Annotated in this window: 12 protein-coding genes; 5 read left to right on the forward strand and 7 right to left on the reverse strand. The window is 65.1% G+C overall.

Going from position 1 to position 12,468, the window contains the following annotated elements:
- Positions 1–36 precede the first annotated feature (36 nt).
- From JQ632_RS26325 to JQ632_RS26340, 4 genes are all read right to left on the reverse strand, one after another.
- Entirely contained in the window at positions 37–1,209 is a 1,173-nt protein-coding gene (locus tag JQ632_RS26325) for an SMP-30/gluconolactonase/LRE family protein (protein WP_212405551.1), read from the reverse strand.
- Positions 1,210–1,327: 118 nt separating this feature from the next.
- The gene (locus JQ632_RS26330; protein ID WP_212405552.1) at positions 1,328–2,242 is read right to left on the reverse strand and encodes an SDR family oxidoreductase; all 915 of its coding nucleotides are present in this window, start codon (positions 2,240–2,242) and stop codon (positions 1,328–1,330) included.
- 137 nt (positions 2,243–2,379) lie between these two features.
- On the reverse strand, positions 2,380–3,519 hold the full coding sequence (locus JQ632_RS26335) for a thiolase C-terminal domain-containing protein (RefSeq protein ID WP_212405553.1): 1,140 nt from the start codon (positions 3,517–3,519) through the stop codon (positions 2,380–2,382).
- 6 nt (positions 3,520–3,525) lie between these two features.
- Complete coding sequence (locus JQ632_RS26340; protein ID WP_212405581.1) at positions 3,526–3,939, reverse strand: Zn-ribbon domain-containing OB-fold protein; 414 nt, start codon at positions 3,937–3,939, stop codon at positions 3,526–3,528.
- Between the two features lie 182 nt (positions 3,940–4,121).
- Between JQ632_RS26340 and JQ632_RS26345 the strand changes: the two genes are divergently transcribed.
- From JQ632_RS26345 to JQ632_RS26365, 5 genes are all read left to right on the forward strand, one after another.
- Entirely contained in the window at positions 4,122–5,471 is a 1,350-nt protein-coding gene (locus JQ632_RS26345; RefSeq protein WP_212405554.1) for an amidase, read from the forward strand.
- Positions 5,464–6,150 (forward strand): DUF2848 domain-containing protein, encoded by a 687-nt coding sequence (locus JQ632_RS26350; RefSeq protein WP_212405555.1) that lies wholly within the window; start codon positions 5,464–5,466, stop codon positions 6,148–6,150. The genes JQ632_RS26345 and JQ632_RS26350 overlap by 8 nt, the downstream gene beginning before the upstream one ends.
- Positions 6,151–6,266: 116 nt before the next feature.
- Positions 6,267–7,016, forward strand: coding sequence for a 2OG-Fe(II) oxygenase (locus tag JQ632_RS26355; protein WP_212405556.1), 750 nt, complete (start codon positions 6,267–6,269; stop codon positions 7,014–7,016).
- Positions 7,017–7,025: 9 nt separating this feature from the next.
- Complete coding sequence (gene alkB / locus JQ632_RS26360; protein ID WP_212405557.1) at positions 7,026–7,679, forward strand: DNA oxidative demethylase AlkB; 654 nt, start codon at positions 7,026–7,028, stop codon at positions 7,677–7,679.
- A 55-nt stretch (positions 7,680–7,734) separates the two neighbouring features.
- The gene (locus JQ632_RS26365; RefSeq protein WP_212405558.1) at positions 7,735–8,979 is read left to right on the forward strand and encodes an MFS transporter; all 1,245 of its coding nucleotides are present in this window, start codon (positions 7,735–7,737) and stop codon (positions 8,977–8,979) included.
- Here JQ632_RS26365 and JQ632_RS26370 read toward each other — a convergent pair.
- The 3 genes from JQ632_RS26370 to hpaD are packed head-to-tail and all read right to left on the reverse strand — an operon-like array spanning position 8,957 to position 12,466.
- On the reverse strand, positions 8,957–10,582 hold the full coding sequence (locus JQ632_RS26370) for a thiamine pyrophosphate-dependent enzyme (RefSeq protein WP_212405559.1): 1,626 nt from the start codon (positions 10,580–10,582) through the stop codon (positions 8,957–8,959). The two genes, JQ632_RS26365 and JQ632_RS26370, sit on opposite strands and share 23 nt — an antisense overlap.
- Positions 10,583–10,609: 27 nt before the next feature.
- Positions 10,610–11,479 (reverse strand): fumarylacetoacetate hydrolase family protein, encoded by an 870-nt coding sequence (locus JQ632_RS26375; protein ID WP_212405560.1) that lies wholly within the window; start codon positions 11,477–11,479, stop codon positions 10,610–10,612.
- Between the two features lie 3 nt (positions 11,480–11,482).
- The gene (gene hpaD, locus JQ632_RS26380; RefSeq protein ID WP_212405561.1) at positions 11,483–12,466 is read right to left on the reverse strand and encodes a 3,4-dihydroxyphenylacetate 2,3-dioxygenase; all 984 of its coding nucleotides are present in this window, start codon (positions 12,464–12,466) and stop codon (positions 11,483–11,485) included.
- Positions 12,467–12,468: the final 2 nt, after the last annotated feature.

Below are 12,468 nucleotides of genomic sequence, written 5' to 3' on the forward strand. Positions count from 1 at the left end.
GGGCGATGCCCGGCCATGATACGGATCGTCAGCGGATCAAGGCTTCAACGCGCCCTGCACACTCGTGTACACGGCATACAGCGACGTCGAGCCGCAGATATAAAGCCGGTTTCGCTGCTGGCCGCCGAAAGTCAGATTGGCGACGGTCTCCGGAATGTGAATCTTGCCCAGCAGTTCGCCTTTCGCCGTGTAGCAGCGCACGCCGTCCTCGTTGGGATCGCCCCAACCGACGGAGCACCAGACGCGGCTTTCGGTGTCGCAACGAACGCCATCAGTAATGCTGGGTTTGGGCATATCCGCAAAGACCTTGCTGTTCGACACCTTCCCCGCCGCTACATCGAGGTCGAACACGCGGATATGCGAGGGGTTGTCCGGTCCGTCCGTGAATCCGGTATCGCAGACATAAAGCTTCTTCTCGTCCGGCGAGATCGTGATTCCGTTGGGCTCCACGAAATCGTCGACGACGACCTTGACGTCGCCGGTCTTCGGATCGACCCGGTAGACGTTCTTCTTCTCCTGCTCGGGGTCGGCCTTGATGCCTTCATAGAAGCCGCCGATGCCGTAGGCCGGATCGGTGAACCAGATGGCACCGTCGGCGGTGACGACCGCGTCGTTCGGCGAGTTCAGCCGCTTGCCGTTGTATTTGTCGGCGATGATGGTGATCGAGCCGTCGAGTTCGGTTCGGGTCACGCGCCGGCCGCTATGTTCGCAGGTGATCAGGCGTCCTTCGCGATCGATGGTGTTGCCGTTCGAGTTCATCGACGGCTGGCGGTACACGCTCGTGTGACCGTCATCCTCCGAGAAACGCATGATGCGATTGTTGGGGATGTCGCTGAACAGCAAATATCGTCCCGCCGGGAAATAGACCGGGCCCTCGGCCCATCGGAAGCCGGTTGCGACGCGCTCGACCGCCATGGTGCCGGCGAAGGCCGGGAAGTCGGCAGGTCCGAATGTTGGCGGCCCCTTCTTGGCGGATTCCAGGCGCGAGTCCGGGTAGCGGCTGCCGGGCAGCGGCCCCAGCGGCAACGGTGCGGTCGATCGCGTTGGCGCGCCGGTCTGGCCCAGAGGCGTCACGCTCGCAGCATTGGCCGCGGTCATCGTTATGCCTGACGCCGCGACCGCCGCCGCGCCCTTCAGGAGGGTGCGGCGGCCGAGGCCGGCAGGTTCGGTGGCAGACGTGTCGGTGGAGAAAGTCAGTGCTCTTGTCATGGTTTCCTCCCACAATTTTTTGTTGGGAGGACACGATGCACCGGCAATCAGGCGGCAAATCGAGCAATCTTCGGCTCAGACAACCGAAGATCGCAAGGCAGCATTGCCGTATCAGTGGCTAGACAGGATCCCACGGGAAAATATCCGCCGAGCGGTCGAGCTTGTAGAACGAATCCTTGAGCGCCGGCATGCCGTGCTCGGCAATGCTCTGCGGCGTCCAGCCTTCGCCGCGATGCACCGAGCGCAGGGGGCGGTTCTGGCTGAACAGGAAGATCTCGTTCATGCGCACGCCGAAGATCTGTCCGGTGACGTCCTTGGCCTGGTCGCCGAGCAGATAGGCGCAGACGGGCGCGATCTTCTCCGGACCCATCTGCTTGATTTTCTCGACCCGGGCCTTCTGGGCGTCCGTCTCGATCGGGATGGTGCCGATCATGCGGGTCCAGGCGAACGGCGAGACGCAGTTCGAGCGCACGTTGAAGCGGCCCATGTCGAGCGCAATCGATTTGGAGAGCCCCACGATGCCGAGCTTGGCGGCGGCGTAGTTGGCTTGTCCAAAATTGCCGATCAGGCCCGAGGTCGAGGTGAAGTGCACGAAGGACCCGCTCTCCTGCTCGCGGAAAATCCGCGCCGCGGCGTGAGAGACGTAGAACGAACCCATCAGGTGCACCTTGATGACGGCCTCGAACGCTTCCACGCTCATCTTGTGGAAGATCATGTCGCGCAAAATGCCGGCATTGTTGACGACGCCGTCGAGCCGACCGAAATGATCGGTTGCGGTTTTTACGATCTTGCTGGCGGGGATGGCTTCCGCGACGCTCTCGAAATTGGCGACCGCGGTGCCGCCGCGCTTCTTGATCTCCTCGACCACCTCCTCGGCGGGGGCCGCGTTCGAGCCGGCGCCGTCGGCGGCCCCACCGGGATCGTTGACGACCACTTTTGCACCTTCCGCTGCGCAGAGCAGCGCGATCTCGCGCCCGATGCCACGGCCTGCGCCGGTGACGATGATGACTTTGTCCTGCAGTGATTTTGTCATGTGTGGTCTCCGCTATCCGTTCCAATTTCCGTCGTCATTCCGGGATGCGCCGAAAGGCGCAGGCCCGGAATCCATACTCACGATGGTGGTTATGGATTCCGGGCTCGTCGCTTGCGCGACGCCCCGGAATGACGAGCTCACCTCTCGTTCGTAAACACGATCGTGCCCGACGCCGCGAACATGCCGCCGACGCCGTGACACACCGAAATCTTTGCGCCCGGCACCTGTGCCGGCGCGATGCCGCGCATCTGCCGCACGCTCTCCTGCAACGCATACATGCCGTACATGCCCGAATGCATGTAGGAGAGGCCGCCGCCATTGGTGTTGAGCGGCAGCTTGCCGCCCGGCCGCGTGTTGCCCTCGGCAATGAACTTGCCGGTCTCCTCATAGGGCATGAAGCCGAGGTCGCCGAGCCCGAACAGCGGCAGGTGCGCGAAGGCGTCGTAGATCATGAGATGATCGACGTCCTTGTGCGCGATGCCGGCCTCCTTGAAGGCGAGGGGGCCGGCGACCTTGAAGGCGCGCGAGGAGTTGAACGTTTCCATCTGGCTCACCATCGGCGTCTCCACGCTCTCGCCGGTGCCCATGATGTAGACGGGTTTGCGCGGAAAATCCTTGGCGCGGTCGGCCGAGGTCAGGATCAGCGCGCCGCCACCGTCCGTGACGAGGCAGCACTGAAGCAGACGGAACGGATAGGCGATCATGCGCGAGTTGAGGACGTCGGCAACCGTGATCGGGTCCTTCATCATCGCGCGCGGATTTTTCGCCGCCCATTCGCGCTGCACGACAGCGACCGAGGCAAGCTGCTCATGCGTGATGCCGTAGGTCTTCATGAAGCGCAGCACGGGAATCGGGAACATGCTGGGCGGTCCGTAGACGCCATAGGGCGCCTCGAACTGGCCTTGCAGGCTGTCGGCCGGAATCGAGCGCGGCGCCTTGCCGATCATCGACTTGCCGCTCTCGGCATGCGTGATCAGCACGGTCTTGCACAGCCCGGCTTCGATCGCGGCCGCCGCATGGCGGACATGCAGCATGAAGGAGCAGCCGCCGACCGAGGTGCCGTCGACCCAGGTCGGCTTGATGCCGAGATAATGGCAGACCTGCTGCGGCGTTTCGACCGCGGTGGCAAAGCCGTCGATGTCGGACAGTTTTAGCCCGGCGTCCGCAATGGCGTTGAGAGCCGCATCCGCATGAAGCTGGAGCTGCGACATGTTGGGGATGACGCCGAGCTCGGTGGTCTCGGCCGCGCCGACCACGGCAACCTGGTTCCTGCGCATGGCCACTTACCCCTTCGCCGGACGGAACACGGGGAGGGTGATCTTGTCGTCGAGCGGCTCAAAAGCGACCTCGAGCTTCATGTCGAGCTCGAGGGCCTCAGGCGTCTGCGGGCAGTCGATGATATTGCTCATCATCCGCGGCCCTTCCGCCAGCTCGACCACGGCGATCGCATAAGGCGGCGTGAAGCCGGGCGCGGCGGGGCGGTGATTGATCACGTAGCTGTAGAGAAAGCCCTTGCCGCTTGCCTTGAAGACAGAAACCTTGCGCGAGGCGCAGGACGGGCAGAACGGGCGCGGCGGGAAAAAGACATGCGCGCAGGCGTCGCAGCGTTGCAGGCGCAATTCACCCGCCTTCGTGCCGTCCCAGAAATGCTGCGTCTCCGGCGTCGGTTTCGGTCGCGCGCGCTGCGGTTCGGCCATGTCGGCAAGTCCTCCCGAGGTGCGGGCTGCATGGCCCGCCGTTTCGATCTTGATGCGACAATCGACCATTGGGCGTCAACGGTCCAGCAACGCGCGCGCATGCCATCATGCGCACAATGCTTGTATCGAATGGAGCCAGCGCGATAGATTGCGTCGCGCCAAAAATATTCCGCGAGACAGACATGCCCGATTTCCCGACCCTCGCCACGCTCGCCGCCGATCTCGACAGCGGCCGCGCCACGTCCCGAAAGCTGGTCGAGGACTGCATCGCCAGGATTGCCGATCCCGCGGGCGAGGGCCAGCGCGCCTTCATCCGTGTCGACAAGGATGCGGCACTGGCGACGGCGGATGCGATGGACGCCTTGCGCAAGGCCAAGGCGGCGCCGTCGCCTTATGCCGGTATTCCGGTCTCGATCAAGGATCTCTTCGACATCAAGGGACAGACCACGCGCGCCGGCTCCCGCGCGCTCGACGATTCCGATCCGGCCGAGCACGATGCGGCGGCAGTGGCGCGGCTGCGCCAGGCCGGCTTCGTGCTGATCGGCCGGACCAACATGACCGAGTTCGCCTATTCCGGCATCGGCATCAATCCGCATTTCGGCACGCCGAAGGGCGCCTGGAACCGGGCCGTGGGCCATGTGCCGGGCGGCTCGTCGTCGGGTGCGGCGGTGTCCGTGCTTGACGGCATGGCCCATGGCGCGCTCGGCACCGACACCGGCGGCTCCTGCCGGATCCCGGCCGCCTATAACGGCATTGTCGGCTACAAGCCGACGCAGCGCCGCGTGCCGCTGGAGGGCGCGGTGCCGCTGTCGTTCTCGCTCGACAGCATCGGACCCTTGGCGCGATCGGTCAGTTGCTGTGCCATACTCGACGCCGTGCTGGCGAACGAGCCGGTGGTGCCGCTGAAGCCGCGCCCGGTGCGGGGTATGCGGCTCGCGGTGCCGACCACGATTGCGCTCGACGATCTCGATTCACCCGTCGCGCAAACTTTCGAGCGCGCGCTCAAGACGCTCGCCGATCATGGTGCCATCATCGAGCGCATCGAGATGTCGGAATTTCTGGACATCGGCCCGATGAACGCCAAGGGCGGCTTTGCCGCCTCCGAGAGCTATGCCTGGCACCGCTACCTCATAGAGGCCAAGGGCGACGCCTACGACCCCAGGGTTTTCGTGCGCATCATGCGTGGCGAGGCGCAGAGCGCGGCCGACTACATCGATCTCCTCAACGAGCGCCGCTCGCTGATCGCGCGGGTCAATGCGCGGCTTGCGCCCTACGATGCGCTGGTGCTGCCGACCACTGCGAACACGCCGCCAAGGATCGCCGACCTTGCCGACGACAAGGCGTTCGCCGCGGCCAACTTGAAGTCGCTGCGCAACTGCACCCTGATCAACATGATCGACGGTTGCGCGATCTCGATTCCTGCGCATCGTGCGGGCGAGGTTCCCGTCGGCCTGATGCTCGCGGCTTCAGGCGGATCCGATCACCGCATCTTTGAACTCGCTGCCGGCATGGAGGCCGTAATTCGTGTTTGACCTGACCTTCACCGTCGACGCCCAGGACACGACAACCCCGCTGACGCTAGCGATCGACAAGGCCGTCATCGCCGGCTGGACCGGCCGCGATCCCGTCGCGCGCGACAAGCATATCGCGGAGCTCGAGGCCGTCGGCATTGCGCGTCCGGCCTCGACGCCGATCTACTACCGCGTCTCGGCGCGCCGGTTGACCATGGCCGACAGCATCGAATGCAGCGGCGGCGAGTCCTCCGGCGAGGTCGAGTTCGTGCTGATCGGCTGGCAGGGCCGCATTTTTGTCGGCTGCGGCTCCGACCACACCGACCGCAAGGTCGAGGCCTACAGCGTCACCGTCTCGAAGCAGATGTGCGACAAGGTGGTCGCCTCCACGCTGTGGGAGCTCGAGGACGTCATCGGCCATTGGGACAAGATGATTTTGCGCTCCCACGCCTGGATCAACGGCGAGCGCGTGCTCTACCAGGAGGGCACGCTGGACGCGATGCTGCCGGTCGACGACCTCATCGCGCGCGGCTTCGACGGCAAGGGCTTGCCCGACGGCTGCGCCATGTTCGGCGGCACCTTCGCCGCCAAGGGCGGCATCCGCCCCGCCGACCGCTTTGAGTTCGAGCTGGAGGACCCCGTTTTGAAGCGCACGATCCGGCATGCGTATGATGTGGTTACGCTGCCGGTGCTGGGATAGATTCCAGACGGAAATCGGGTGGTTACCGCTGTTAGGACTTGCAACACATTCTCCGTCATTCCGGGCTCGCGACTTCGTCGCGCCCCGGAATGACGGAAATGGATAGGAAGTTCGCTATGGCAATCGCAAAACGTATGCCGGCCTCTGTCAATGACCCGACCGACCCCACGGCCCGCGTCGACGCACTCGACTGGCCGCAGATCACCGCTGAACTCGACGCCCAGGGCTGCGCCGTCCTGAACGGGCTGCTCACATCAGACCAATGCCGCGACATCGCCGCGCTCTATCCCGACGACGCACGCTTCCGCAGCCGCGTCGTCATGGGCCGCCACGGCTTTGGCCGCGGCGAGTACAAATACTTCTCCTATCCGCTGCCCGACTTGATCGCCGAACTCCGGCCGGCGTTGTACGCACACCTCCAGGGTGTCGCTAACAGCTGGAACGAGGCGATGGGGATCGATATCCGCTATCCCGCCAACCATGCCGCCTTCCTGAAGCGCTGTCATGACGCCGGCCAGGGGCGGCCGACGCCGCTGCTGCTGCAGTACGAGGCCGGTGACTACAACTGCCTGCATCAGGACCTCTACGGCGAGCACGTGTTCCCGCTCCAGGTCGCAATCCTGCTCTCCGAGCCGGGACGCGATTTCACCGGCGGTGAGTTCGTGCTGACCGAGCAGCGCCCGCGCATGCAGTCGCGTGCCGAGGTCGTGCCGCTCGTGCAGGGCGACGCAGTGGCCTTTGCTGTGCATCACCGGCCGGTGCAGGGGACGCGCGGCACTTATCGCGTTAATCTGCGTCATGGCGTCAGCCGGATCAGGTCCGGCCAACGCCATACGCTGGGTGTGATCTTTCACGATGCGAAGTGAGCGCAACGATTGACGGCGGACCTGTTTGACAGTCTGGCGGAGGCGCAGCCGTCTTGCGAAGAGATCGCCGATGGCGCCGTGTTGTTGCGCGGTTTCGCAAAACCGATCGAGGACGAGCTGATCGCGGCGGTGCGCGAGATCGTCGCTCAGGCGCCGTTTCGGCGGATGACCACGCCGGGCGGCTATCAGATGTCGGTGGCGATGACGAATTGCGGCTGTTGCGGCTGGATCACCGATCACACCGGCTATCGCTATGATGCGATCGATCCTCGATCCGGCGTGCCGTGGCCCGCCATGCCGGCCGTGTTCCGTGATCTGGCCCGTCGTGCTGCAGAGCAGGGTGGTTATACCGGCTTCGCGCCCGATGCCTGCCTCGTCAATCGCTACGAGCCCGGCACACGGCTCTCGCTGCATCAGGACAAGGACGAGCTGGATCTTGCGGCGCCGATCGTGTCGGTCTCGCTCGGTCTGCCCGCGATCTTCCTGTTCGGTGGCCTATCGCGCAGCGACAAGCCGCGCCGATTCCGGCTGACCCATGGTGATGTCGCGGTCTGGGGCGGGCCGTCGCGACTAGCCTATCACGGCGTCGCCCCGCTCGCCGACGGCGAGCATGCGCTGCTCGGCCGGCAGCGGGTCAATCTGACCTTCCGAAAGACGCGCTGACGTCGTTTCCCAAGAGCCTGCTCTCGTCTAAGCTTGCCGCCGAGGGGGCAGCGACATGACCACGGCACAGGCGTCGGCTGACGCGAGCGTAAGCGCCAGTCGCACCGGGCTTTATCTAGCCGTGCTGCAATTGGTGTTCACGCTGGGCTGGACAACCTACGTCATCTATCTGCCGAAACTCGCGGCAGAGGTCGGCATCGCGCCGACCGCCGTGATCCTCATCCTGATGCTGGACCAGGCGATCTTCACCATCGCCGATACCGCAATGGGGATCGCGGCCGACAAGATCGCGCCCTTCGTCGGCCGGCTCGGCCTGTTCGTCGGCGTGCTGACCGCAATCTCCTGCGCGGCCTTCGTCGCGCTGCCCTTCGTGGCCGGCGCGGGCGCCGCTGCGCAAGGCTGGTTCATCGCGTTGATCGTGGTCTGGTCGATCACGTCATCGGCCTTGCGCGCGCCGCCGCTCACCCTGCTCGGAAAATATCGCGCGAAGTCGCAGGTGCCGTTCCTCGCCGCGCTTGCCATGCTCGGCTATGGCGTCGCCGGCGCCGTCTCGCCCTATCTCGGCGTGGTGCTACGCGAGCAAGACGCTCGGCTGCCCTTCATCATCTCCAGTGCCGTGCTGCTGCTCACCGCGCTCGCGCTGTCGCGGATCGAGTATGACGTGGCGCGCGACACCACGCCGCCGACGCCGGCCGAGGCGGCAAAACCGCTCGGCCTGGTGCCGATCATCTTCATCGTCGCGATGGTCGCGCTCGCGCTCGGCTATCAACTGCACTTTGCGATGAACAGCGCGCCGTTCTACCTGCGCTTTGCAAAGCCCGGCGAGTTGCAATGGCTGATGCCGGTGTTCTGGATCGGTTTTAACATCGCGATGTTTCCCGCGAGCCTGATCGTCAAGCACCGCGGAGGGCTCATCGTGATGGGCGCGGCCGGCCTGTTCGGCGCGCTCGCGATCGTGGGCGCCGAGCTCGCCGGCAGCCTCAATACGCTGATCGTTGCGCAGTTCCTGGCGGGAGCGGCCTGGGGCTGCATGCTGATGAGCGCGATCTCGGCTGCGCTGGCGATCGGCTCGACGGGCGCGGAAGGGAAAGTGACGGGTCTCGTCTTCTCGGCCTTGGCGCTCGGCACGTTCGCACGGATGGCGGCGGTCGCCGGTGGCCTGCAGAAGATGCCGGACTACGCGCCGCTCCTGCACTGGGCGCCGGTCGCCTGCTGGTCGGTCGCAGGCGCCGGACTATTGGTGATCGCCGCGGCGCGGCTCCAGGGCGCTGATAGAATCAAGGCTTCGGCGGGTGGATGAAGGCCCACGGGCTCACCTCGGAGTCCCGCGGCACTTCGATCGACAACAGATACGGCCCCCCATGCGCGAGCGCCTTCTCCAGCGCGGCCTTGAATTGATCCGGTGAGGTGACGCGGGCGGCGCCGACGCCAAAGGACTCCGCGAGTTTCACGAAGTCGGGGTTGACGAGGTCGGAGGCGACCACGCGGCCGTCAAAGCGTTCGCGCTGGTCGCGTCGGACGTTGCCATAGGCGTTGTTGTTGAACACCAGCGTCACCACGCCGATGTTGAACTGCACCGCAGTAGATAGCTCCTGCACGCCGAACATGAACCCGCCGTCGCCAGTGATCGCGATCACCGGCTTGTCGGGATTGGCGACCTTGGCGCCGAGCGCCGTCGGAAAGCCCGAGCCCAGCGTGCCCTGATAGCCCGATGTGATGAAGGTGCGCGGCTCGTAGATTGGAAAACCGTACCAGGACGCAAAACCGACCTGCGACAGCTCGTCGGTGACAATGGCATTCGCCGGCAGCACCTCGCGCAAAATGTTGAGATAGGCCATCTGCGGCTGGACGCGCTGGATTTCCGCTTGCGCCAACGCCGTCGCCTCGCGGATCGCGCCGCGGCGGCCGGCGGTCTTGCGGTAGCCGACCTTGCTCACGGCGGCGGCAAGGTCGGCGGTCGCGGCCTTGGCGTCGGCGATGACGGCGGTGTCGGCGGGGTAACGCCGCACCTCGACCGGGTCGATGTCGATGCGGATGCATTTCAGCCCATCCGGGCGGAAGGGCCAGCGCGACATGGTCGGCAATTCCAGGCGGGTGCCGATGCCGATCATGAGGTCTGTCGTCGGCCAGAGCTTGTAGGCGGCCGCCATGGTCAGGCCGAGCTCATGCGCGTTGGAGACGATGCCGCGGCCGCTGCGGAAGGCGACCACGGGCGCATCGATCATCTCGGCGAGCTCGAGGATTTCCTCGCGCGCGTCGATTGCGCCGCTGCCGACAAAAATCATCGGCGCCTTGGCGGCCTTGATCAGGGCTGCGGCCTGCTTCACCTGGTCGGAATCGGGCTGCGGGGCGGGCAGTGGTGCAAGAACTTTTGCGGCTATGGTCTCCGCGCGTTGCGTAAAGACGTCCCAGGGCATTTCGACCGACGCAGGACCGCGGCGGCCCGACATCATCTCCTGGAAGGCGCGTGCGACCACCGTCGGCGCATTGGCCGGATATTCGATGCGGTCGGCCCATTTCACATAGGTGCGCAAGGTCGCGAGCTGGTCCGGCATCTCGTGCAGATGACCGCGGCCCTTGCCCAAAAACTGTGTCGGCACCTGGCCGGTGACGCACAGCACCGGCTCGTTGCAGCCGAACGCGGTGAGCAGCGCCGCGCTGGCATTGAGCACGCCGGGGCCGGGCACCACGCTGAACACGCCGGGCCTGCCGCTGGAGCGTGCGTAGCCGAAGGCCATGTAGCCGCAGGCCTGCTCGTGGCGCGCACCGATCACCTTGAGCTGCGCCTGATGGAAGGCGTCGAACAGGCCGTAGACCTGCGCGCCAGGGAGGCCGAACACGGTGTCGACGCCGTGCGCGACAAGGCTGCTTACGATCGCTTCGCCGCCGGTGAGGGTGGTCATTGCATCATTCCAATCTGCGTTACTGTCTCAGGCTTCGTCGACCACGCCGTTGCGCAATCTGCCGATGCCCTCGGCTTCGACCTCGATAACGTCGCCCGGCTTCAGATAGCGCGGCGGATCGAAGCGCGCACCGGCGCCGGTCGGCGTTCCCGTGACGATGATGTCACCGGGAACGAGCGTTGCGAAGGTCGAAATATAATTGATGAGGTAACGGAAGGAGAAGATCAGCCGGCTGGTCCGATCGTCCTGGCGCAATTCGCCGTTGACATGCGTGGTCAGGCGGATGTCGGCAAGCTGCGCTTCCTGCGTATAGGGCACCAGCCACGGGCCGAGGCTGCCGCTGGAATCAAAATTCTTGCCTTGCGTAACGTTGAACTTTGCATGCCGCAGCCAGTCGCGCACGCTTCCCTCGTTGCAGAGCGTGACGGCTGCGATGTGATCGAGCGCCGTGCTCTCCGGGATGTGCCGGCCGGGTTTGCCGATGACCAGCACGATCTCGCCTTCGTAGTCGAGCTGGTTCGATGCGCGCGGGCGCACCAGCGGCGTGTCGTGGCCGACGAAGGAGCGGGGCGAGCGCATGAACATGCTCGGATACTTTGGCGCGTCCTGGCCGTCCTTGTACTCCGCATTGCGGTCGGGATAGTTGACGCCGATGCAGATGATCTTCTCCGGCGCAGGGACCGGCGGCAGCCAAATGATGTCGCCGATCGCGTGATCCGGCGCGCGGCCGGCGGCGGCGTCCGCGAGGTCTTGCAGCTTGCCCGCAGCGATCACTTCGCGCAGCGTCGGATAGTCCTTGGCATGGCGCGCCGAGAGATCGACGATGCCGCCGTCGACGACGGCGCCGTATTTGGTCACTCCCTTGACGGAGTAGGTGGCGAGGCGAGGGAGATTCATCGCTCAGTCCGCCACCAGCACGTCGGCCACGAATTTTGGCTCGCGCACGGCCTGTCCCGCGAACGGCGAGCCCTGCTCGAACCAGGAGCGCGGGGCCGGCGCGCCCCACAGCGTCTGCCGGCGCGGATCGCGCAGCGACCAGCGCAGCGGCTCATGGTCGTGATCGCCGGTGAAATAGTCGCTGGTGTAGAGCTCGAGGCGGTGTCCATCGGGGTCGCGGACATAGAGGAAGAACGCGTTGGAGATGCCGTGACGCCCCGGGCCGCGCTCGATGTTCTTGACGAAGCCGGCGGACGCCATGACGTCGCAGAGATGGATGATGTTCATCGCCGTCGGCGTCCAATAGGCAAAATGGTGCAGCCGCGGGCCCTTGCCGTTGGTGATGGCAAAGTCGTGGACGTTGCCCTTGCGATGCATCCAGGCCGCCGCGATGCGGCCGTTGGCGCCGTCTTCCTCGGCATATTCGGTGAGACGGAAGCCGAGCCGGGCATAGAAGTCGACGGTGTCCTGCACTTCGGCAGCAAAAACGTTGAAATGGTCGAGCCGCTGCGGGTGGCAACCCCTGTAGAGATCGAAGCGGCGGAGCAGATGCGGGCGCCGGTCCATCGTCGCATAGAGTTCGATCTGGAAGCCGAAGGGATCGGTGAATTGCAGCGTTCGGCCCTGGAACGGCTGATCGGAGAAGGCGTAGGCGAGGCCATTCTCGGAGAGGAACGCGGCCGCCTTGTCGAGATCCCCGTCGTTGCCGACCTTGAAGCCGAGCCGGTTGCAGGCCGGCACCGCGGCTTTGCGCAGCACCAGCGAGTGATGCTGATGTTCCTCGAAGCCGCGCAGGTAGACGACATTGTCGTCGGCATCCTCGACATGGAGGCCGACAGTGGTCTCGTAGAACTCGCGGCTGAGCTTCAGATCGGTCACGTCGAGCACGGCGTGGCTCGATCGGATGATGTTGAAGGGTGGTTCGAACGTGTGTTGCGGAACGGGCATTG

This window comes from Bradyrhizobium liaoningense (assembly GCF_018130955.1).
Taxonomy (GTDB): domain Bacteria; phylum Pseudomonadota; class Alphaproteobacteria; order Rhizobiales; family Xanthobacteraceae; genus Bradyrhizobium; species Bradyrhizobium liaoningense_C.

Bases quoted from the DNA above. Each gene is read 5' to 3' on its own strand.
- JQ632_RS26365 (WP_212405558.1), top strand. From the start codon at position 7,735: ATGACCACGGCACAGGCGTCGGCTGACGCGAGCGTAAGCGCCAGTCGC.
- JQ632_RS26335 (WP_212405553.1), bottom strand. From the start codon at position 3,519: ATGCGCAGGAACCAGGTTGCCGTGGTCGGCGCGGCCGAGACCACCGAG.
- JQ632_RS26375 (WP_212405560.1), bottom strand. From the start codon at position 11,479: ATGAATCTCCCTCGCCTCGCCACCTACTCCGTCAAGGGAGTGACCAAA.
- JQ632_RS26345 (WP_212405554.1), top strand. From the start codon at position 4,122: ATGCCCGATTTCCCGACCCTCGCCACGCTCGCCGCCGATCTCGACAGC.
- JQ632_RS26370 (WP_212405559.1), bottom strand. From the start codon at position 10,582: ATGACCACCCTCACCGGCGGCGAAGCGATCGTAAGCAGCCTTGTCGCG.
- JQ632_RS26325 (WP_212405551.1), bottom strand. From the start codon at position 1,209: ATGACAAGAGCACTGACTTTCTCCACCGACACGTCTGCCACCGAACCT.
- JQ632_RS26330 (WP_212405552.1), bottom strand. From the start codon at position 2,242: ATGACAAAATCACTGCAGGACAAAGTCATCATCGTCACCGGCGCAGGC.
- hpaD (WP_212405561.1), bottom strand. From the start codon at position 12,466: ATGCCCGTTCCGCAACACACGTTCGAACCACCCTTCAACATCATCCGA.
- JQ632_RS26340 (WP_212405581.1), bottom strand. From the start codon at position 3,939: ATGGCCGAACCGCAGCGCGCGCGACCGAAACCGACGCCGGAGACGCAG.
- JQ632_RS26355 (WP_212405556.1), top strand. From the start codon at position 6,267: ATGGCAATCGCAAAACGTATGCCGGCCTCTGTCAATGACCCGACCGAC.